Below are 20,697 nucleotides of genomic sequence, written 5' to 3'. Positions count from 1 at the left end.
ATTTCCAATTTTGTCCATATGATGTACAATTTGGTGTTTTATAGCCATCTATGAGTTGGACGTGCCTGTACACCCGGAAAAAGCTTATCAATGGATAGCAAGTTTATATTTTTTACAAAGTATCCCCTATTTTGTAGTGACTGTGATTGCCATACTGGTTTATCAACAACAGGGTATGGATAATTGCCATGCGGCATTAATCAGTAGTCTATTAATCCTACCCTGGGCTATTAAGCCAGTACTGGCGCCTTTTTTGGAACAAAAAGCAAGTAAGAAAAAATTAACTATCTTCAATCAATTATTGATGGCCTTTGTATTCTTGCTCTTGGCAATTAGTAATGAAACTCATTTTATAGTGATTAGTACGCTACTTTTTATTGGTTTAGCTTTTTTTGCAGCACTGCATGATATTGTGTCGGATGGCCTTTATTTGCTTAATTTGGATGGGCATAAGCAAAAAAAATATGTGCCATTACGTACTGTCTTTTATCAATTTGGACGTCTGTTTGTAAAAGGAGGATTATTGGTTTTAGCTGGTCGACTGGCTATAGAGTATAAGGTTAATGTCTGGAGTCTCTTTTTTTCTAGCCTCTGTCTAATTGTCTTATTATTTGCTCTCTATCATTGGGTAAAAATACCAGAAAAAACAGACCACACGCACCAGGCGTCTCAAAGCAGTTACCTAACTATTTGTAAGAGCTTGCTTTGTAAGCGTGAATTATATCCCGCGTTGTGGTTCTTATTTTTATATAATTTTTCTGATGCTCAAATGCAAAAAATTATTCCATTATTTTTACTTGATAAACTAGGAATGGCTCTTTCTTTATCTCAATTTGCAACAATTTATGGTATTGGTGGCTCGCTTGCTTTAATGAGTGGAGTTTTTATTTCTGGCCTTTTAATTAGCCGTTATACGTTGGCAGATTGCCTGAAAAATACGACAATCCTTTTACTGATGGGGCATTTATTATTCTTTTTTCTATCCTTCGATGAGCACAATATTTATTTTATCTATGCAGCCATCCTGGTTAATCAACTAGTCTTTGGCTTAGTGAATGGTTGCTATATGGGATACCTCTTAGCTACTGCGAATAAAGGTATTTACCCCATGTCAATGTATAGTATTTGCACAGCCGTCATGGCATCGAGTTATGCTTTTTTCGGTGCTCTCAGCGGACTATTGGAACAGGCACTGGGTTATAGCTGGTTTTTCTTTTATATCTTTATCGCCAATATTCTTCTTGTCGTGATGACTTGCTGGCGGATGAATCAGCATGGATGATTTGCTTATACAATTGGAAAATCAGTTGGTGCGAGCGAATACCATTACTGAATGTGATGAGGCTTTAGGTCGTTATTTAGCCAGTAAAGGGATTAATACCTTTTCCTTTACCTATTATGCTTATCACCCCAATTCAGCCAATAAATTAAAATACGATATGTCTTCTGTCAATTTTAAAGTCTGGCATAGACATTATCTTGAAGAGCAGTATAACGACATTGATAGCACTTTAAGCTTTGTTTATAACAACCATTTACCTATTTATTGGAATTTAGAACAACAACTTGCTCAAGCCTCCTCTGAGTTAGAACGAAAAATGCGGTTGGATTCGATTGCCTTTGGAGCTGAATCGGGTTTATCTATACCAATTCATGGTCCACATAATAATTTTGCTGTTTTATTACTGGTGCAGATGCAAAATGAACAATGTAATCTGCAACAAGCTCAAGCGCAGTATGAGTTTTTCGTGGCGGCGCATCATTATTACCACTACATCCAGACACATCTTCTTGAGGATGTATCTGCCAATCAGCTGTTTCGTCTAACACAGCGAGAAATTCAATGTTTGTTGCTGATTGCTAAAGAATACTCCGTGAAAGAGATGGCCCAACAGCTTGAGTTAAGTGAAAGGACGATTAATTTTCACATTCAAAAAATAAATAAAAAACTGGCAGTTAAAAATAAGTATCAAGCGCTAGCAAAAGCGATAGGGGAGCAATTACTTACTTTATAGACCCCTGTCAAAAATGACAGTGGTTAGAGAGTTGGTAGGAAAGTTAAAATTTGACCACCAATAAATGTTGGAGAGTTTATGCAAATGTTTAAACAAGTGGCTTTGCTGGCATGTATTTCTGCGCTGTTACCCGTAGCGGCACAAGCATCTTTAACCTTATATACCACGAGCTGGTCCATGTATGGCGAAAATTCCTATGAATATGATGGTGCTTATAAAAATGGCCAGCCCTATGGTCAATTATCTTATGTCAGTAATCCTGCAATGGTCGCCCAATTTAATAAAGCAGATGTTGTTGCCTGGAGTTTTTTACAGGTATGGAACAGTAATGATCCAAATCAAGCCTTTTATCAGATTCCCAGTGAGTGGTCTGGTTTGTTACATTTCGATGATTTATGGGGTGAGTTACCTTTAGAGGGCTCGTGGATATCACCTTTACCACCGGAAACGAAGGATTTTTTAACCTTCTGTCAAGCGAATCAAGGGGCTTGTGCTTCCGTACAGATCAATGGCAATACTGGCGAGAAAGAGTTGTTTAATTACACTGATCAAAAAGGAGTTGGCCAGTTGAATAGTTTTGGTGCTTTTATTAATTCGAATAAATATAAAGCGAAGCGCATTATTGCAATTGGGGGGGCTAACACTGTTGAAAACAAAGGAATTAGTACAGCCACTTTTGATGCCATTTTTGCTAATCAGGATAAATTTTTAACGCAGTTCAAAGCCTGGATGAATCATTTTAAAAATCTTAAGGGCGTGGATTATGATTTTGAACCGCCTATCGATTTGCAGACTGGTGGTCAATTACCTCCAGATGCAAAAACGAGTACTGATTACAAACGTTTGTTTGATTTAGTCAAGGCCAGTCGTAAAACTTTAGGGAATCAAGCTTATATTTCCGTAACCATCACAGCAAATAAAGATTATTTAGAAAAAATTAATCAATCAGTGGAAGGCGGATGGTTTAAACAAATTGCAGCTTATGTCGATAGTGTGAATGTGATGACTTATGATTTGCATGGTCCCTGGAATCAAAGCGGTGATCCTTACACATCTATTCACGCTTATCTCAAACACCCAGCTACGAGTCGTAAAGATGAGTTTGCGATCAACTACGCAACCGACGCAATAACCGATCAGGTTTTAGCCTATGGTATGCCGAAGGAAAAACTACAGGTTGGTCTTGCTGCCTATGGTCGGGGTTTTTCCGGTGTTGAGCGAGGTGATGACAGCAGTTATCCGGGTTTTGAACAACCTTGGAGTGGCCCCAGCCATTTCACAGCGGCTTATACGAAACAAGATGGCCTATTACCCTATAATTCTGTGACTAAAGTGATGAATGAATTGGGTTATAAAAGTTATCAAATTCAAACGGCAGATGAGGTTGCCGGCATCCCTTTTATTACTGGAGCTTATCTTTATAATCCAGTGGCTAAACAATTTATTGGTTATCAATCGCCTGCTGTAGTTAAATCAGTTTGCGAATTTATCAAAACCAAACAATTAAAGGGAGTGATCATGTGGAGTGCTGATACCGATCTACCTGTTGCCAATCCTGATAGTTTGGTTGCTACTTATAAAAGTGTATGTAACTAAGCCGGGCTATTTATCTTTCTACTATCTTGGCGCTTATGCCTCGATTTTCTGCGCTTCGCTGCTCACCTACTAACATGTATGCTCCGCTGCGATGCTCGAAAAATCGAGGCATAAACACTCAAGCTAGCGAAAGATAAACAGCCCTAAGTATTCTACTATCTTGTCACTTATGCCTCGATTTTCTGCGCTTCGCTGCTCACATACTAACATGTATGCTCCGCTGCGATGCTCGAAAAATCGAGGCATAAACACTCAAGCTAGCGAAAGATAAACAGCCCTTAGTATTTTACTATCTTGTCACTTATGCCTCGATTTTCTGCGCTTCGCTGCTCACATACCAACATGTATGCTCCGCTGCGATGCTCGAAAAATCAGGGTATAAGTGCTCAAGCCATTTTTTATAGGGAGTAGATTTTTCCTAGTCTAAGGTAATTTGTTTGGCATGATGTTTTTCTAAAATAGGAATTATTTGACTCATTTGCTTTTGCGAAGTCGCATTGACCCATAAAACAAAACCGCCTTTCTTTTCTTGTTTTTTTATTACCATATTGCGATAAAGTTTAAGAAATCCCGCGAGGATTGCGCCAATAATAGCTCCTACGATAACTCCTATCCCCCCGAAAAATAAATTGTCTTCCAGAGAGCGAAAATCGCCTAAGAGAAAAATGCCAATAGTAACAAAAATAAAAATTGGGATAGCAAGAGAAAAGCCCAGTACCCAGCCAAAGTCATCTATCATGAAAGGCTCTTTTTTAGGTGGATGAGCGCTATGTTGCAGGATATCGGGATCTGGAAAAGGGGTACCATACTGTTCATCTAGCTCACCTGGACTTCCTTGAACACTAATATCCTGGCGTCCTACAACTTCTTCACTTAATTCCGTAATAATGATTTCTAGTTCTTGTTCACTATCAATAATGGCACTAATTTTTTTTGCCCTTAAGGTAGCCATAGTATACTCCTTAGACCTGATGGCTAAATTTAGCTTTATTTCCTCCTTCTTTAAGAATAGCCGTTTAATTGGATTTTATTATCTTGATTATCTGAGTGCTGAAGATAAAAAGGATGAATTTAGCTCCGATAAAGGGTAAAATTTACGCAATTTTGTGTTTTTGATATTCAAAATGAAATATTTGATCTTTTTTTATCTCATAGTCCATAGCCTGGTTTATGCTGCAACGTATCCAGTCATGCTGGGTAATACCAAGGTGGAAATTATAAAACAGCATGGGAAAGGAAAAACCTTTGTTCACTTGCATGAGAATGAAAAAACAGCATTAGCAGCAGCCAAAACTTTTATTAAAGCGAAGGGTGGTAGTTTAATAACGCTGCGGCATTCAGGAACACGCAATATCGTTTTTCATTTACGTCGGGTGCGTTATGAATTTGATCCAAATCGTATTTTTACAGATAGAGGGATTAAGAAGACACTGAAACAATACGGTTCTTATTCGCCGGCAGCGCATACCGAAGTTAGAAAGTTTGCCGATAAAATTAAAAGGTTACTACCTAAAAACGAGACAGTTGTTGCAGTCCATAATAATAGAACTTATTCCATAAAAGAATATTTTCCTAAACATCCTTTGGCAAAAGATATAAAAGCACTCAATTATCGAGCCAAGAGTAATTATAGAAATTTCTATTTTGTTACTAAATCAGAAGAATATAGACGTTTAAAGAAACTAAAGTTTAACGTTGCTTTGCAATCAAATTCCGCTACTGATGATGGGTCTTTATCCTTTTATCTGGCCAAAAAGAATTATATTAATATCGAGTCTGCCTTTGGGGCATTAAAAGAACAATTAAGAATGCTGCATCATGCTTAGAGTGCAATACTATTGTTGAGGTATTTTTGCAGTGACAGGATTACTTTGTTCTGCTGTCAACCACGATTCAGTTTCCGAACTAAAAGACTCTTGATACAGGTTTTGTAACCTCGTTGCCAAGGCACTATTGCCAGATGGTTGATGAGAAATATTCCGCTTTATAAAACTATGGCTTTGCTGCGCTCTTATCAAATGCGTATCATTGGCCGTTATAGTGTGGTACTGAATGCTATCGATATGAGCAATTCTTTTGCCAATATGGGTATCCAGGATCAGTAATATTTTATTCATTGTTAACGGTTCACTAGGCTTGGTTTGACAAAGATATTTGGCAACCTCAGTCGCGAGGGAAAAAACAACTTTCTTGTCTTTTTTTAAGGTCGATGTATAACCTTCTAATTCCTTAATGAATAACTGATTGTAATGATCGATTTTTTCCTGTTGTGCCTTGTCGAATAGGCCATTTAGCCGGTAGTCCAGGGCATTATAGAGATTGGCTTCTTCTTGAATTTTCTTAATGACGACCGTTGCTTCTGAGCGATGGGTTTTTAAAATTTTTCCTGCTTCTAGCCATCTGTCGATGTCTGTTTCTCGCCTTACCTGCCATAAGCAATTGTGAAAACCTGCCATCACGGTGTGATTGTAATATTCTTCTGCCATTTGTCCGATTATAGTAACTTGGCAATGCCATTCCTCCGGTATTGGTATCGCTCCTAGTGAAATCGCTTCCGTCAATGATTGGTCACCTGCTACTCCGCAAACATCAGATAAACGCATGAGATCAAGCATCAAATCATGGTGGAACCTGCTTCGTTGAAAAATCCTGAACTCTCTTTCATTCGGTTTGTTATTGTCTAATACAATACTATCTTCTTCCCCTTTCTCATCATAAAAGCGAATTTTTGTATAGCCTAAGTTTTTTAGTGCTAATTGAAAATCTTTGTCTTTTAACATAGTAAAAATTGATTGGGCTTTATTTTGTTTATCATTTGCACTGACAAAAAAATTAGCATGATCTTTATCATTGCTTGCGGCAAAAACTATTGCTGCTCTTTTATAGGAGACTGGCCAGTTGTAATAAGCAAATGCACAGCCGTTTTGTGCTACAAATTTGGTGGGATCTGTATCCTGCAAGAGTTGCTTTTTTAATAGTTGGTCATCTTTATCGAGAGCGTTACCTTCTAAGATTTTTGCCCTTGCCTGCATTTTTTCATTCGGGGTTAATTGCGAAAATTTTTTTAAATCTTGTTCAATAAGTATTCCCGGGTATTCTTTACCTAGATTACCACTCATATCAATGACGTCAGGATTAATTAGTGCATAAGGGGTAGTTAAATAGGAGCCGTATTCACCAATAAAAATTTGTGGGTGTTTAGCTTTCCGCAACGAATTATTAAAAATCGCTGTCTCAATTTCCAATGGTATATCGGTTTCATCGCGCAGGGTAAAAAAAGCACTGGATTCAAATAGAACAGTCCCTAAGCGGGGATTAAGGTTGTGATCCAGAAATTCAGGATCAATTTCCTGTATTTTTTCAAAAGATTCCATTTTACCGCTAATCCAAATCACGGCTTGCGGATATTTTTTAAAGAGAAATTTTGCTACTTTGATAGCAAGAGAAACATCACCATAACCATTTTGATCAACCATGTGCAGCAGGATAGGGCCTTTAAACTCAGATGCTACAGTTGCTGAGGCTTTGATATCACTGCTCTTAATCATGCGAAACTCAAATAAAGCGGTACCTTTTTATTTTAGACTGTTATTTGATAAGTTTGATTATTATTTGATCGATTCGATTGTAAGTAGATGAGCATTTGGAATATTTTATGCGGCGTTAAGAGGCTTTTATCTTCATATCAACTCGCGAAGTTGTTATGCTTAAGCTATGCTGAATGTGAAGGCATCCTATCAATTCAATGGAGTGACGCACTATGAATTTCTGTTTAAAATCAATTGCAACTGCTGTGATAGTTAGTTTTTCTCCGCTGATTGTTTGTGCTGCTGAGAGTGAAAGTCAAAGCGCGGAATCTTTTCAAACAACCTGTGTTAATACTTGGATGAACCGGGTAAATGAAGCAAAAGATAAAGTAGACTATAAAGATTTTGGTGAAAAATATTGCGAATGTGCTGCGACTCAACCTTTGGATTCAGATGAGGCTGTGAACAAGGCGATTCAGATTTGTATGTCACAAACTTTATTGCACGATACTATGGATTCTTTGGAAGAAGAAATAGGATTAAGCGAAGCAACAGACGATGATATCTCTGAATATTGTCTTGATCGCTGGAATCTTGTTTATCCCAAATTAAGTGAGAACGGCAAAAAGGCAACTCAAGCTTATTGTGAATGTGCTAAGCCTAAATTGATGGGGCTCATTAAAGAAGCTGATAATATGACTGATAAACAATACGCAGACGAAATTAATAGTATAGCAGCGGCTTGTTCACCTCAAGTCAAATCTGACAAAGCCGCTTCAAATACTTCTGAGGAATAAACAGCTGGCTCGGGTTAAAAAGGCTCTCGCAATGGGTAATTACCTGTTGCGGGCTAAAATAGGTAGTGGGAAGTTAATAGTTATAAGTAAGTTTGCCAAGCTGGAAGCACAAGACAATATTTCGATGGCTTCATTCTTCAATCATGTTAAGGAGATTAACCATGAAGAAGAATTACCTTGTTGAGCGGATGGACAAAGACGAGGTTAATATTGCCATTGACTGGGCCGCCAATGAAGGATGGAATCCAGGATTACATGATGCAGAGTGTTTTTACCAAGCAGATCCCCATGGTTTTTTTGCTGGGAAGTTGGATGGCAAGATCATCGCCGTAGGTTCTGCGGTAATCTATGATGAGCGTTTTGCTTTTTGTGGTTTCTATATTGTTGATAAAATTTATCGTGGGCAAGGTTATGGTCTGGCACTCACAAAAGCGCGCCTGGCTTCTATAGGGCAACGTAATGTTGGTCTTGATGGTGTGACTAATATGCTCGATAAATACGCGCAGTTAGGATATAAATTTGCTCATAATAATGCTCGTTATAGTTGTTCTGGATTTCATCCGATCGTTAAAAGCAATCAGGCTATGGTTCTGTTAAAGGAAATAGATTTTAATTGGTTGCTTCATTATGATCGCCAACACTTCCCTGCTGAGCGTGCTGCTTTTTTGCGATGTTGGATTAATCAACCCGATAGTCTTGGAGTGGGTTATCTTAACGACGATAGTAAACTTGCTGGTTATGGTGTGATAAGAACCTGTCGGCAGGGATATAAAATTGGTCCTCTGTTTGCTGATAATGCGGCGATAGCTGATGAACTGTTTATTGCCTTGGCAAGTTATGCCCAAGGTAAGCCTATCTACCTGGATATTCCTGAAAACAATCCCTATGCTAAAGCCTTGGTCCAGCGTTACCAGCTGGAAAGGGTTTTTGAAACTGCCCGCATGTATTTAAGGGAGACACCTTCTTTACCTATGGAACATATTTATGGAATTACTTCCTTTGAGTTAGGATAAACAATGTTACGAGACATGCTTGGATATGGAAGAAAGCCTCCTGATATTCAATGGCCAAATCAGGCCAAAGTAGCCCTCAATTTTGTGATTAATTATGAAGAAGGAGCGGAATTAACACCAGTCAATGGCGATGCTTCTTCCGAGATTTATGGCGGGGAGTTTCCCTTGGCAGCTAAACCGGAAGGAGTGCGTAGTTTGAGTATGGAATCTTTATTTGAATATGGTAGCCGTACAGGTTTATGGCGTCTCATCCATTTATTTGAGCAAGAGCAAATTCCACTCACGTTTTTCATAACGGGTTTAGCGTTAACCCTCAATGCAGAATTAAGTCAGTATTTGCAAAAATCAGCTCATGAAGCTGCTGGGCATGGGTGGCGCTGGATAGATTATGCACAAGTGCCCCGGAAAGAAGAAAAGGAACATATTCTTCTGTGTATCAATACCATAGAAACATTGACAGGACAACGACCTCTGGGCTGGTATACTGGACGGCGTAGTGAGTATACGCGTGATTTATTATTGGAAATAGGTGGTTTTGTCTACGATTCAGACAGTTATGCTGATGACTTGCCCTATTTTGCTGCTAATCACCATCATTTAATTATTCCCTATACGCTAGATTGTAATGATTTTCGGTTTGGTACCTCACCGGGTTTTAGTCAGGCTGATGATTTTTTCGTCTATCTAAAAAATACGTTGGATTTCTTATATCAAGAAAATAGAACGACTATGATGACGATAGGTTTACATCCACGTTTTAGTGGACATCCTGGTCGTTGTCTAGCATTAAAGCAATTTTTAAGTTATCTCAAACAATTCCCTGATATTTGGATAACGCGACGTATTGATATTGCAAGGTATTGGTTACAACAGTGTAAAGCGTTTTCTTCTAAAAGTTAGCCGTTAAGAAGCGTTGCCGTAACTTTGATAAAACAAGATCAAAGTTACAGCGGTAAACAGAGAGTTATTGTCTTACTAAAGCAGGTTGCTCTATTACTTCAGCAACCAGTATATGTGCGGTCAATTCTTCATGGGCTTTGGAGTCAACAAGTACACGTTGTGAAAAATGAAGTACTATGATGCTTAGCGGCAGAATGACAACCATATCAAATGGGAATTGAAGTAAGTGGATACCGCCAAAAGCGCCCAGGTAGGATAGGAACAACATGGCACTCATGTAGAAGACAAACCAATAGAAGCTGGGACTACAATCGGTGATTCGGCGTCTTTGATAAATGAGATTGATAGCAAAACCAATCAAGAGGGCTAAATCAAGTTTCCAAAGTATGTCAAAACCACACCAATAAAGCATTAAATTACATGCATAAAAAGCAGCATGGCAAAAAAACAGGCTAGCAGACAGTTTAAAGGGTCTCTCACGATTGGGTTGCAGTTTACGCATGGCTAATAAGCAGATAGGCCCTATGCCGTATGATAAAATACTGCATGATGACAGGAACGCAACCATTTTCTGCCACCCGGGAAAAGGTAGAAAAGAAAAAAGACCCACTAAAAAATTAGCGTAGAGAGTAATATAAGGGATTTTATGGCGGTTGACTTTGGTAAATACTTTAGGCAAATGATTATTTAAAGCCATGCCATATAAAATGCGAGAGGTAGCTGCTGTATAGACAAGCGTGGTGCCAAAGGGTGAAAAGGCAGCATCAAACATTAACAACATAGCAACACCACCCAAACCAACTAATAAGGTCAGGCCTACTAAAGGACCGCTATCACCAGGGAAACTCAAATTTTGCCAACCATGCGTTAAATAAGAAGATGGAATGGCTACCAGGAAACTGAGTTGCAACATAAAGTACAACACAAAACCAATTAAAACAGCGCCTAAAATAGCAATAGGAATATTGCGTTGTGGATTTTGTACTTCGCCAGCCAACATTAGGCCATTCTGAAATCCGGTAAAAGCAAAGGCTACCCCGCCTGCGGAAAGCGCTGTAAATATTTGTATCCAGGAATTTTTATCAGTCAGATGGATATTGATATTACTCATTGACGGTGCGGTATATAAAAGGGAGACAATGGCAATACTAGGCACAAGAAATTTGATAATACTGGCCACTTTGTTGCATTCTGCCAATATTCGAATGCCATAGGAATTTAGCAACACGACAAACAGCATAATGCCGGTTGCAAATAAATAACCCACACCGGATAGCGTAAAAGTCATAGCATCTTTTACAAGCAGACTGGGAAAAAAATGACTTGAATATTGCAGGATCGCTTGAATTTCGATGGGTGTCATGACGACATAAGATAACCAAGAAGTCCAGGCGAATAAAAAGCCCACGTCATTTCCATGAGTAAAGCTAGGGTAATTGGTCATTCCGCCTGAAATGGGGAACATTGCACCCAATTCACAGAGAGGCAGGGCAATAAATAACATAAAAATTGTTGCAATAATCCAGCTGATTAAAGCATTGCTTCCTGCCATTTGAGCGCTGATAAAAGGGCTAAACAACCAGCCAGAACCAATCATGCCCCCTGCGGCGGCAATCAAAACATTCGTGCGTGAGATATCGCGTTTTAACATCCGTTTTTCCTTCTTAGAAACAAGTCTGTAGTGACTGCAGATATTTATTTTTCCGTAGTTTTTTAACTTGAATACAATTCAAGATAGCCTTCTCTACTATACGCTATAATGCATACTTTTATACAGAGTAAATGATACTAAACAATACAAATACTAAGAAAGTTTTTAATGATGCTCTACTTTTCCTTCTAGTGAAATAGGGGCAGAAATAAAATGTTTTTTTTGCGAGTATAGGCTTCTTTTTTTTAACAGATATTGAATTTATTTTTCACTAATAACATAGACAGATAATGAGCCTTTTTATTCTTCGCCAAAAAATCTATATGCATGATGAACTCACCAAACTCCGAGGTCGAGAAAAAATTTAATTTTAACGAAGATACCGGACTTTTTGTAAGTCCTGACAAAGAGAAGAGGGTAGTGATTGCTATCACTACCCGGGAATAGGATTAATTGTCTGTTGCCGATGTTGATGAGCCGGAGGTGCTGAGGGATGATGAAGGTTGAGCGGCACGAGCATTTTGAATCAGCAACATGGTATTAGTAAGCAGGATGCGCTCTTGTTGTACACGACTCAGGTACAATTGATAATTGATTTCAGCCAATAATGTGGCAATTTCTTTTTGTACTGTCGCTGCAGATGCGTTGCTAATCTGAGCTGTCCACATTGTATTCACGCTTTGATCAGGATTATAAAGGCGCCAAGTAGCCATGTTAAATTCAGTGAGCGCCTGACTGGTTGGGGCGGTGTTAGAACCTCCAGTGGCAGTTGGGGGCGTTTGCTGTATTCTTTTGCCGAGAATATAGTAAAGATTGCTAATACCCACTGATGTTTGTGCAGCATAGATACGCAGATTCATCAAATAAGAGCTCAACGCAGACTGTGCTTGCAGTTGTTGGAGATTGGGAGTTGTGTTTTGAGGAACCTGGGCTTGTGAAAACAGCGAACTATACTGACTATAGTTAGGAAGGGATGCCGGAGCCACGGCACCTGTTGCATAACGAATGAAATTGGCTGCCTGTTGAACCTGGTTCGTTGCGGTTAAGCCTTGATTCTGTGTATTGCCCTCACCCGATGAAGTAGAAGCACTATCACTGTTGGTAGTGGAGTACACTAAGGGACCCATCAGACTATTTGCATTGAGCTGAGATATAAATGGTTGATTGTAGTCATAGGAAAAAAAGGTTTCTGGATCAGGGATACCACTACTATCGCCGATAGCTCCCGGTGTTCCACCCAGTACGTTGGCCATGACTTGATTTTGGTTAAAAACAGTAGAAGGATAATTACAAGGATTGATAACTGTCACATTATCATTTTTCAAACAATAACTGTAATCAGGGGTTCCTAAAATATTCAGTACAGCCTGGCTGACCGGATCATTTTGATAGGTCTGTTGGTCGATAAGCCTGGAGACGGATGGTTGTGTGGCTGAATCAACAGACGAGTACGCGGCATAAATAAGATTTGCGAAAGTATTGATTGTTCCGGCACCCGGGAAGTTATTCGCTAGCAGGAGCACTGGATTTTGGTTAGCGGAATTGACTGGAATGGCGGCCAAAAAAGTATCGTACAAAACCACATAGGATGCTTGCAGGCCTGATTCATTCAACAAAGTCTGGCTAACGGTAACAGGTGGATTATTATTGGGATCCGATGGGCTGACATTAACGTTATAACCAAGATATTGCCCTAAATTCAGTAAATAGGTTGCGATCTCACTCAATGAGTCACTGTCCGTGCTTGATGCATACGTAGAGGTAGTTGCAGCAAGTAAAAGGCCCGGTAAAACACGACTAATCAATTTCATCATTCTTCCCCTTCAAGAGCGCGAGCTACAAGTTTTAAGCGATACTCAGAAAAAACGCGAGCTAATAATCGTAATCTTTCAAACACTATATTCCTTTTAAGAAAAAATCCAGCTGGATCATGACTACCTGTACTTGTTTCTTCTGCATGAATTAATATTCGTGACGCACTGCCAGGATGAACTGTATCGATGGCTTGCAAAAGGCGGAGGCCGCGGCCAGATTTTATATTGCCTACCAAGCGAATAAAGACATCCTCCTGACCTAGCATTCCCATGTCTATTTTTTCGATATCATCTAACTCCTTACCCAAGCGAGAAATGACTTCCTCTAACACAGGATTCCCATCGAGGGTCCAGTCTTCAACGCTTTCCATGAAGGTAATTACTCGATAAATCATCGGGTCTACGTAATCATTCCAATACTGCGAAGAGGCTTCGTGACTAAGATCGGGCATTTTTTACTCTTTTTTTACGGTGTAATTGATTGATAGACGGCACACACTATAATTACTATAGTATAGTATGAAGAGTAAAAGTCTATTGCCCGAAAAGTAAATTTTATGAAAAAACAATCGAAATCAAGATTTGTAACCATTTTTAAACGGATTTTCAATGTTCGCTGGTGGCTGGACTACGATCGTTTAAAGTCATTTACTCTGTATTTGGCGAATGGCTTTAAGCGTATGTTTGTGCCTCAGGAAAAAGCCAAAGGCGAATCGTTTGAGAATGCAATGGCACGCTTAAATTTAAGTGAAAAAGATTTAATTGCCAAACAATCGGCACTACACCGGTTGAGTATTTTGATGTGCGGCGCAGCATTATTTATTTTTGCCTACGCTGTTTATCACCTCTTTTACGGCAGCTATAGAGCTGTAATAGTCAGTCTGGTAATCATGATGATTGCTTTAGTTTTAGCATTTCGTTATCACTTTTGGTACTTCCAAATCAAAGAGCGAAAGTTGGGCTGCTCAATCAGTGAGTGGTACAGGCAAGGCTTGATGGGTGAAAAAAGATGAATAAAGTATTTTTTGCATTACTAGGTTGGTTGGTCCCGCTTCTGGCATTTGCGTCTAGCAATAATCCCACCGGCGGTCCTGGCTTGAGTTTCGCACCGCCACCCAGCGATATTTCTGTCGTATTTTTGGGGAATATTTTTGGGGTAGTGGATGGGGTTTTGCATGGTACTGGCAGCCAGATTATGGGTGCCATGTTCGAGGTATTCAACTCCGCTGTTCTCGCTATTGGCGGTATAGTTATTACATATACCCTTCTAGTGTCAACTATGAATACAGCCCATGAAGGGCAAATGCTTGGTCAAAAATGGTCTTCTATTTGGGTACCACTTCGTTCAACACTGGGTCTTGCTTTATTAATACCCAAAACCTCTGGTTATTGCTTGATGCAGATTTTTGTTATGTGGATCGTCGTTCAGGGAGTCGGGGCGGCGGACAAGGTATGGGCTGCTGCATTAAGTTATCTGAATCGTGGAGGGGTGATTGTCCAGGCACAAATGTCTCCAGGTGTATCATTGGGGAGCGATTCTGATGCGATTGCTAAAGGCGCCGCCGCCATTCTTAATGGCCAGGTTTGTATGTTGGGTATTCAAACGGTATTGGAAAACACGCGCACTAATTCACTCAACAGTAAACAAAAGAATAGTGGTATTTGCGCTGGCTCACCATCAGATAATGTGCAAACTTTCTGTAACACGGCGGTACCTGATTTTCTAGGTACAGTCAACGCCACCGATTACCAAAACCATAATCCCTCGCCTTATGCTCTCCCAATGCCCAATTTTAAGGATGGCCCCTATAAATTCCTCAATGGTATTTGTGGCACTATTAATTGGGTGGATTATACTGGGGCTGATAATATACAAAAGTCAATCACATCGATTACTGCCAGTGAGTTACAAACCGCTCAATCGTCGAGAGCAATAGCGATTCAGCAAATGTATATTGATTTATCAGCGGTTGCTCAAGTGATGATAGGTAATGATCCTTATAAATTGCTTAATCCTCCTGCGGCATCAGGAGACAGTTCGAATAACCAAACCCCCGCTGCACCTGATGTTGCTACCCAACAATTTGGTGTGCCTTACTTAACGACTGGAGTAGCTTGTCCTGGACCTACGTCCCCCACTGCCCAGCCAGCTTGCGTTAGCTGGGGACAGGATACGACACTGGCTAACAACACCTCCGCGCCCTTGTTTAACGGTACCGAATTCCAGGGAGCAGTTGCGGATTATAATGGGATTATGTTGCCAACACTCAATTTGGTTCAGCAAGCACAGAATGCCAGTGCTGCAAACGCTGCCCGGGCCTTTATTCAACAGGCAAATCAATATGGGTGGATTTTGGCTGGAAGTTATTTCATTAATTTAGTAAAACTAAATCAGGGCAATACGAGTGCTAACAATTCATCGAATCCAAGTGCAACCAATTCGAATTTGGTTGATACCGGTTCAGGTTTAAACGAGAGTAGTTTTGATGAAAATCTGCCACTAACTCCTTTCAGCAATGGCTCGTGTGTTGGAACTTATGCCACTTTGTGCGAGTGGCTGGATGGCGATTCCTCTCCCATAAAAGCGGTTATTGGTTTGATTAATGGGTCTACTTTTCTACCCTCTAAAGAGATAATACACTCTCCTCCGACTGTGGATCCCAATACGTCAGGGTTAGTTGCTATATCTGGGCCAGGTTCTTCTACAGTAAACGGATTTATTACTAACTCGATACTCGTCAATTTACCCGGCCAGCCCGGTATGACACCGCCCCAATTCGCAATGAATTTTAATATGAATATTCAAGTTGGCCAGTTTAATCTGCCTTCACAAGACTTTCCTTGCGGAAAAGTTAAAATTATGTTCTTCAGTTTCTGTTTAGGGGAACTGATGGGGAATATTTTCTATAACCTGATTTTGAAGAATATTTTTAACTTCTTCCTCAATATGATGGCGCAGGTTGTCAATGTGGTCGTAATGACTTTCCTTGCGGCACCTTTATATGGTATGGCGAATATCTTTAGGGAGGGTGTGGCGATCATTCAACAGCCCACCGTAAATCCTGTTATTGCTTTAGCTAATATGGGGGTTGCCTATATTAACTATGCGAATGAATTATGGATAACCTTGGTTGGTTTGTCAGTAACTACCATCATGATTCCCTGGTTTGGTATATTTGTCGTAGCCTTAATCATGTTGGTACTCCCTCTCATTATTGCCTGGTTAGGGGTCATGGTGAGTATTGGGTTTGTTACGGCTTACTACATTCCCATGTTGCCCTATATGATCTTTACTTTCGGATCAATCGCTTGGCTGATGGTTGTCATTGAAGCCATGGTTGCCGCACCCATTGTTGCATTAGGTGTGACTCATCCTGAAGGCAATGAGGCCTTTGGTAAAGGTGAACATGCGATCATGATATTGTTGAATGTCTTTTTGAGACCAGCAATGATGATTATTGGTTATATTGCTGCTATTTCATTGTCCTACGTTTCTGTATGGATAATTAATTCTGGTTTCGCGAATGCTCTAGTGTTTATCCAGGGGGCGACTTCTGGCAGTGGTGGTGTGAACTGGAATTATTCATACAGTGGTGACGCTCAATCCGCTTATCAACAGGCAAGTAATATGAGCTCAATGGGTACCGGTTATAGTGGTTGGGCGGGTATTTATGGCTTCTTCTTCTCTGTCCTGATCTATACCACCATGTACCTGATTGTGGTGCAGAAAGCATTTACTTTGATTACGTATCTGCCAGATAAGGTACTGCGTTGGATTGGTGGTCAACCTGAAAGTATTGGCCAGGAAGCTGCCCAATGGGGTGAGGAAGCCAAAAAACAAGTAAGTGAAGGTGGATCTGCGACTACTAAAGGCTCTCAACAGATGGATCAACAATTGGGTGGTTATGCTCAGAAAGGGCTTTCTAAACTTAAAGGTCAAAGTCAGCCAGCACCAGAAGCCAAGGCTTCCGGTGGTAAACGTGGTTCTGATGGCGGCGATGCGACCCCTGGTCCGGAGGGTGCGGCTCCTGAATAATTATCAAGTAACCTAACAATTCGGAAAGGGAACAAGTTAACAATAGCTTGTTCCTTTTTTTATAGTAACAATCATTAAGATAGGTATAGCTACTCTGTGCTCTGGTGTAGGTGATTATCGATTTTTCTTGTTTACCAAAATGTTGGCAATAAAAATTTGAACAATTTTGTTTTCTTGATTAAGGGTGTGATTACGAATTTTAACGATGCCACGTCCAGGTTGGGACTGAGAAGAATTAACCTCTATTACCTCTGAGCTAACATAGAGTGTATCCATCGGACGTGTCGGATTAGGCCAACTGATTTCTCCTCCTAAACCAATGACTCCCCCTGCAAAACGATGTCCTATGCCCTTAACTAAAAGACGCATAGTAATAGCCGCCGTGTGCCAACCGCTTGCTATTAATCCTTGAAAAATTGTTTTTTTAGCAGCGTTTTCATCCAAATGAAACGGCTGAGGATCAAATTCATGTGCAAATAACTTAATTTGCTCTTCATTGAGTGTATAGGTATGACTAATAAAAGTTTGCCCAATTTGAATGTCATCAAGAAACAATAAATTACTTTCGTTCATAGTAGTCTGTCATCCCTGTTTGAGTATGGTATTAACTCTGCTGCTTTGCTCCCAATTCCTGAATGAGCCAAGAGCAAAGCAAATAGCAAGCTCTTGGAAGTACTTAATAATACCTTGAGGAGGTAAAAAAATTTTTAAGGATAGTAATGGCGCTTTTAATGTCTTTCGAGTTTGCCTGAAAGGGAATCAGAATTATCTTTGATACTCTTTCGTGCCAGCAATAATAAGTTTGTAGACTCGTTCACTGATTAAGCCTTGCTCAAATTTATTTTTGGCATCAACAGTCATCAATTGCCCTCGTTGTCGCACAAGCTTACGTGTTGTGGATGTCACGTCATTGGGATCCCCTTCCAATAAAATATCCCGTGCTTCCTCATCAAACACCAGATATTCCCGGAGGGCTACCCGTTTGCCATCAACGGTCGGTACTAGTTTTTGCCAAATACAAAGTCTAATAGTCTCTAAAATATCGATTGTTCGTCCCAGGCGTTCTTCGCCAGAGAAAGACGTCACTAGACGTCGCATTGTTTCAGCCACACCCGAGGTATGCAGTGTTGTATAAACAGGATGTCCAGTCAGTGCGGCCTCCAGTGCAGCACTAATTGTTTCAGCATCACGGCACTCACCTACCATGATTAATCGTGGTTTACGTCGCAACGCATTACGAACGCCATCAGCAAAATCAGGTAAATGGCGTGGAATTTCTGATTGACTAACTACAGCCGAAATGGTATCGATTTCGTCATAAACGAATTCAATAGGTGCTTCATAGGTTAAGACCTTACGATTAGAGTCCTCCTTCTCGATAAGATCGCGAATGATAGAGGCAAGTAGGGTGGATTTACCCGAACCGGTTGCACCAGTTATAAAAACAATACCTTCTTGAGGCGCAATGGCTTCAACTATATTCTCTGGTAAACCCATTGTTTCCAATTTTGGTGGGGTAGTGGGGATAGTTCTCAGAGTTATTTGGATAGCGTCATGTCCTTCAACCAGACAGGAAGTAGCATTCACCCTATAACGATAGCGAACACCACGGTTGGGACGGAATTCATAGTGTGTATCAATATCTTTACCAGACAAGAGTTGAGTAGTCGCATTGGGTCCGTATATGGAGTTAATTAAATCCCCAAGCTCGGTATTGGACAGACGGCGATTAGTAATCTTGAGTAACCGTCCATATACTTCTGCAAAAATAGGTTCTCCTGTTTGGATGGTAATATCAGACGCATTCAGACTTTCTGCATGCTCCAACATTTTATCCATAAAGACAGGAGAAAAACGGGTTGGTTCATCTGGCATTAAATTAATATTACTCATAGGTCTTACTTAGCTAAGTTAACTGGGGCAATCACAGGTTGCCACGCTTTATTCGTAATAATAATTTTAGTGTTTTGTGCCAATTTTTCCATATTTTTAAATTGTTCTAATGCATTTTCATCTTTGGTAACCGCAGCTCGCCACTCATTGGCATTAATATTCAATGCTGGTAAGGCTGTGATTCGTAATACCCTGTCATCAATATGAATTTCTGAAGAATCTCCCGTTACTCCTAAGTCAGTGTGGGAGACAAAAGGGGGCGAAACCATATTCATAGCGAGTAATTTACGATAAAGAATCATGCCAATATAATCTTCCTTAATGCGAGCAATACTCTCTTCGAGAATAGTAGAGGCTTGTTCGATCCCATTTTGCCATCCTTTTTCTACGTAATAACACCAAAGTTGTTTCTCTACTTTGGTTTTAGGCAGAAGGGAGATATCAGGTCTTTCAGGCACCTTATAGTCCATCCACAAGTACTGTCTCCAGGTAGGCGGGGTGGTAACAAATTGAGCTTGTTTGGCAACTTTATAAGTTCTGTCGGAAATACGAATCGTTTGTGTATCTGCCAAATTTAACGTATTCCGCCCTTCCAGCAAAACTGGCGGTAAAATATTATGTTCCAGGATCAATGAATTGAAATCATAAACCGTATCCAGATGACGTGCCTGCTTGGTTAGTTGATCATCAATGACTCTGGCGCGCCAAGCTAAGCCTGATTGTGCTCCTACACTAAGAGCCGTCTCTTTCAAAGCCATCTCACGCATCTTATTCACAGTTTGTTTGGTGGCTTTGGAGCGCTTGGTGTTCACCATGGCTTTCAAACCCTTAAGGGAAGTCGTATCCCCGGGCGGCACATTTTTGGTTGGCGTACAAGCAACCAAAAGAGCCACACAAACTATAAAAATACTACGAATAAATTTTGGCATAGCGCAATTCAACAACCTGACTGTTAGGATAAACATGGATGTCTGCTTTTCTCCCAGCTTGATAATCAATATCTCGCAGGATCTCAGCTAAACTCTCATCTTTACTGGTAAGACTAATTAAAACAGGAACGGCAGGTTCCTTGCCAAGAACACGTAAGCGAAAATGTGCTGCTTTCGCAATGCGCTCTGTTAATTCTTCAATAGGGCCGGACCAATCGACAGATGCTCGAGCTTGCAAATTATAAGCATTGGGAATGGTTAGGGTGTTATCTTTAGTAGGAGGGGTAATGACCTTCTCTACTCGTGCCATCTCCAACATGGAGTCGCTTACTGAGGTAGCAGCTTCTGCCAGTTTAATCGTTGCATCGTCACTAGGATCATTAGTAGGTGGTTTTTTGAATGAATGAATGCATCCAGTCAATAGAGTAGATACAAGAATAAGCATGACAAACTTGTTGATCATCTTCGGGCTTTATAATCGATTAAGTACTGCCTTGATTGAAACAGGAGCATGACGCCTTGTCAA

The 20,697-nt window shown here is 40.2% G+C and carries 19 protein-coding genes; 10 read left to right on the top strand and 9 right to left on the bottom strand.

Annotation, left to right across the window (positions count from 1 at the left end; all coding sequences use genetic code 11):
- Positions 1–61 precede the first annotated feature (61 nt).
- The 3 genes from Lfee_RS13560 to Lfee_RS13550 all read left to right on the top strand — a co-directional run bounded on the left by Lfee_RS13560 (position 62) and on the right by Lfee_RS13550 (position 3,611).
- On the top strand, positions 62–1,282 hold the full coding sequence (locus Lfee_RS13560; RefSeq protein ID WP_058447533.1) for an MFS transporter: 1,221 nt from the start codon (positions 62–64) through the stop codon (positions 1,280–1,282).
- Entirely contained in the window at positions 1,275–2,015 is a 741-nt protein-coding gene (locus Lfee_RS13555; RefSeq protein ID WP_058447532.1) for a helix-turn-helix transcriptional regulator, read from the top strand. The genes Lfee_RS13560 and Lfee_RS13555 overlap by 8 nt, the downstream gene beginning before the upstream one ends.
- Before the next feature lie 78 nt (positions 2,016–2,093).
- Positions 2,094–3,611 carry a glycosyl hydrolase family 18 protein gene (locus tag Lfee_RS13550; protein ID WP_058447531.1) on the top strand — a complete coding sequence of 506 codons (1,518 nt, stop codon included), beginning with the start codon at positions 2,094–2,096 and terminating at the stop codon, positions 3,609–3,611.
- Positions 3,612–4,029: 418 nt separating this feature from the next.
- Here the strand turns inward: Lfee_RS13550 and Lfee_RS13545 are convergent, their stop codons facing one another.
- A complete protein-coding gene (locus tag Lfee_RS13545; RefSeq protein ID WP_058447530.1) occupies positions 4,030–4,563 on the bottom strand; it encodes an AtpZ/AtpI family protein in 534 nt (177 codons plus the stop codon).
- A gap of 172 nt (positions 4,564–4,735) precedes the next feature.
- Here Lfee_RS13545 and Lfee_RS13540 point away from each other — a divergent pair, with 172 nt between their 5' ends.
- The gene (locus Lfee_RS13540) at positions 4,736–5,437 is read left to right on the top strand and encodes a protein tyrosine phosphatase (protein ID WP_112854770.1); all 702 of its coding nucleotides are present in this window, start codon (positions 4,736–4,738) and stop codon (positions 5,435–5,437) included.
- A gap of 9 nt (positions 5,438–5,446) precedes the next feature.
- On the opposite strand, the gene Lfee_RS13535 is transcribed toward Lfee_RS13540, so the two are convergent.
- Positions 5,447–7,159, bottom strand: a complete 1,713-nt coding sequence (locus Lfee_RS13535) for a hypothetical protein (RefSeq protein WP_058447529.1) — start codon at positions 7,157–7,159, stop codon at positions 5,447–5,449.
- A gap of 212 nt (positions 7,160–7,371) precedes the next feature.
- Here Lfee_RS13535 and Lfee_RS13530 point away from each other — a divergent pair, with 212 nt between their 5' ends.
- From Lfee_RS13530 to Lfee_RS13520, 4 genes are read left to right on the top strand one after another with little or no spacing between them, the layout of a single operon-like run.
- A complete protein-coding gene (locus Lfee_RS13530; protein ID WP_058447528.1) occupies positions 7,372–7,935 on the top strand; it encodes a hypothetical protein in 564 nt (187 codons plus the stop codon).
- Between the two features lie 31 nt (positions 7,936–7,966).
- Complete coding sequence (locus Lfee_RS17115; protein ID WP_156413401.1) at positions 7,967–8,119, top strand: hypothetical protein; 153 nt, start codon at positions 7,967–7,969, stop codon at positions 8,117–8,119.
- A complete protein-coding gene (locus Lfee_RS13525) occupies positions 8,097–8,948 on the top strand; it encodes a GNAT family N-acetyltransferase (protein WP_058447527.1) in 852 nt (283 codons plus the stop codon). The genes Lfee_RS17115 and Lfee_RS13525 overlap by 23 nt, the downstream gene beginning before the upstream one ends.
- 3 nt (positions 8,949–8,951) lie before the next feature.
- Positions 8,952–9,848, top strand: coding sequence for a polysaccharide deacetylase family protein (locus tag Lfee_RS13520; protein WP_058447526.1), 897 nt, complete (start codon positions 8,952–8,954; stop codon positions 9,846–9,848).
- 64 nt (positions 9,849–9,912) lie between these two features.
- Here the strand turns inward: Lfee_RS13520 and Lfee_RS13515 are convergent, their stop codons facing one another.
- The 3 genes from Lfee_RS13515 to icmW all read right to left on the bottom strand — a co-directional run bounded on the left by Lfee_RS13515 (position 9,913) and on the right by icmW (position 13,765).
- Positions 9,913–11,499 carry an APC family permease gene (locus Lfee_RS13515; protein ID WP_058447525.1) on the bottom strand — a complete coding sequence of 529 codons (1,587 nt, stop codon included), beginning with the start codon at positions 11,497–11,499 and terminating at the stop codon, positions 9,913–9,915.
- 449 nt (positions 11,500–11,948) lie between these two features.
- Entirely contained in the window at positions 11,949–13,313 is a 1,365-nt protein-coding gene (gene icmX / locus Lfee_RS13510) for a type IVB secretion system protein IcmX (protein ID WP_131753146.1), read from the bottom strand.
- Positions 13,310–13,765, bottom strand: a complete 456-nt coding sequence (icmW, locus tag Lfee_RS13505; protein ID WP_058447523.1) for a type IVB secretion system protein IcmW — start codon at positions 13,763–13,765, stop codon at positions 13,310–13,312. Before icmW ends, icmX begins: the two co-directional genes overlap by 4 nt.
- A gap of 105 nt (positions 13,766–13,870) precedes the next feature.
- Between icmW and icmV the strand changes: the two genes are divergently transcribed.
- Both icmV and dotA read left to right on the top strand, forming a co-directional pair.
- Positions 13,871–14,326, top strand: coding sequence for a type IVB secretion system protein IcmV (gene icmV, locus Lfee_RS13500; protein ID WP_058447522.1), 456 nt, complete (start codon positions 13,871–13,873; stop codon positions 14,324–14,326).
- Positions 14,323–17,349, top strand: a complete 3,027-nt coding sequence (gene dotA / locus Lfee_RS13495; protein ID WP_058447521.1) for a type IVB secretion system protein DotA — start codon at positions 14,323–14,325, stop codon at positions 17,347–17,349. The genes icmV and dotA overlap by 4 nt, the downstream gene beginning before the upstream one ends.
- Before the next feature lie 114 nt (positions 17,350–17,463).
- Here dotA and Lfee_RS13490 read toward each other — a convergent pair whose 3' ends face one another.
- The 4 genes from Lfee_RS13490 to dotD form a co-directional block, all read right to left on the bottom strand.
- Positions 17,464–17,922 (bottom strand): MaoC family dehydratase, encoded by a 459-nt coding sequence (locus tag Lfee_RS13490; RefSeq protein WP_058447520.1) that lies wholly within the window; start codon positions 17,920–17,922, stop codon positions 17,464–17,466.
- A gap of 192 nt (positions 17,923–18,114) precedes the next feature.
- On the bottom strand, positions 18,115–19,224 hold the full coding sequence (gene dotB / locus Lfee_RS13485) for a Dot/Icm type IV secretion system ATPase DotB (RefSeq protein ID WP_058448028.1): 1,110 nt from the start codon (positions 19,222–19,224) through the stop codon (positions 18,115–18,117).
- Positions 19,225–19,247: 23 nt separating this feature from the next.
- On the bottom strand, positions 19,248–20,171 hold the full coding sequence (locus Lfee_RS13480) for a type IV secretion system DotC family protein (RefSeq protein WP_058447519.1): 924 nt from the start codon (positions 20,169–20,171) through the stop codon (positions 19,248–19,250).
- Entirely contained in the window at positions 20,152–20,634 is a 483-nt protein-coding gene (gene dotD / locus Lfee_RS13475) for a type IVB secretion system lipoprotein DotD (protein ID WP_058447518.1), read from the bottom strand. The genes Lfee_RS13480 and dotD overlap by 20 nt, the downstream gene beginning before the upstream one ends.
- Positions 20,635–20,697 lie beyond the last annotated feature (63 nt).

Origin of the sequence: Legionella feeleii, from assembly GCF_001467625.1 — a bacterium.
GTDB classification, from domain to species: Bacteria; Pseudomonadota; Gammaproteobacteria; order Legionellales; family Legionellaceae; genus Tatlockia; species Tatlockia feeleii.
This window is presented reverse-complemented; position numbering and strand designations above follow the sequence as displayed.

Excerpts from the sequence above, each read along its gene's own strand:
- Lfee_RS13555 (WP_058447532.1), top strand. The coding sequence starts at position 1,275 with ATGGATGATTTGCTTATACAATTGGAAAATCAGTTGGTGCGAGCGAAT.
- Lfee_RS13550 (WP_058447531.1), top strand. The coding sequence starts at position 2,094 with ATGCAAATGTTTAAACAAGTGGCTTTGCTGGCATGTATTTCTGCGCTG.
- Lfee_RS13545 (WP_058447530.1), bottom strand. The coding sequence starts at position 4,563 with ATGGCTACCTTAAGGGCAAAAAAAATTAGTGCCATTATTGATAGTGAA.
- Lfee_RS13540 (WP_112854770.1), top strand. The coding sequence starts at position 4,736 with ATGAAATATTTGATCTTTTTTTATCTCATAGTCCATAGCCTGGTTTAT.
- Lfee_RS13535 (WP_058447529.1), bottom strand. The coding sequence starts at position 7,159 with ATGATTAAGAGCAGTGATATCAAAGCCTCAGCAACTGTAGCATCTGAG.
- Lfee_RS13530 (WP_058447528.1), top strand. The coding sequence starts at position 7,372 with ATGAATTTCTGTTTAAAATCAATTGCAACTGCTGTGATAGTTAGTTTT.
- Lfee_RS17115 (WP_156413401.1), top strand. The coding sequence starts at position 7,967 with ATGGGTAATTACCTGTTGCGGGCTAAAATAGGTAGTGGGAAGTTAATA.
- Lfee_RS13525 (WP_058447527.1), top strand. The coding sequence starts at position 8,097 with ATGAAGAAGAATTACCTTGTTGAGCGGATGGACAAAGACGAGGTTAAT.
- Lfee_RS13520 (WP_058447526.1), top strand. The coding sequence starts at position 8,952 with ATGTTACGAGACATGCTTGGATATGGAAGAAAGCCTCCTGATATTCAA.
- Lfee_RS13515 (WP_058447525.1), bottom strand. The coding sequence starts at position 11,499 with ATGTTAAAACGCGATATCTCACGCACGAATGTTTTGATTGCCGCCGCA.
- icmX (WP_131753146.1), bottom strand. The coding sequence starts at position 13,313 with ATGATGAAATTGATTAGTCGTGTTTTACCGGGCCTTTTACTTGCTGCA.
- icmW (WP_058447523.1), bottom strand. The coding sequence starts at position 13,765 with ATGCCCGATCTTAGTCACGAAGCCTCTTCGCAGTATTGGAATGATTAC.
- icmV (WP_058447522.1), top strand. The coding sequence starts at position 13,871 with ATGAAAAAACAATCGAAATCAAGATTTGTAACCATTTTTAAACGGATT.
- dotA (WP_058447521.1), top strand. The coding sequence starts at position 14,323 with ATGAATAAAGTATTTTTTGCATTACTAGGTTGGTTGGTCCCGCTTCTG.
- Lfee_RS13490 (WP_058447520.1), bottom strand. The coding sequence starts at position 17,922 with ATGAACGAAAGTAATTTATTGTTTCTTGATGACATTCAAATTGGGCAA.
- dotB (WP_058448028.1), bottom strand. The coding sequence starts at position 19,224 with ATGCCAGATGAACCAACCCGTTTTTCTCCTGTCTTTATGGATAAAATG.
- Lfee_RS13480 (WP_058447519.1), bottom strand. The coding sequence starts at position 20,171 with ATGCCAAAATTTATTCGTAGTATTTTTATAGTTTGTGTGGCTCTTTTG.
- dotD (WP_058447518.1), bottom strand. The coding sequence starts at position 20,634 with ATGATCAACAAGTTTGTCATGCTTATTCTTGTATCTACTCTATTGACT.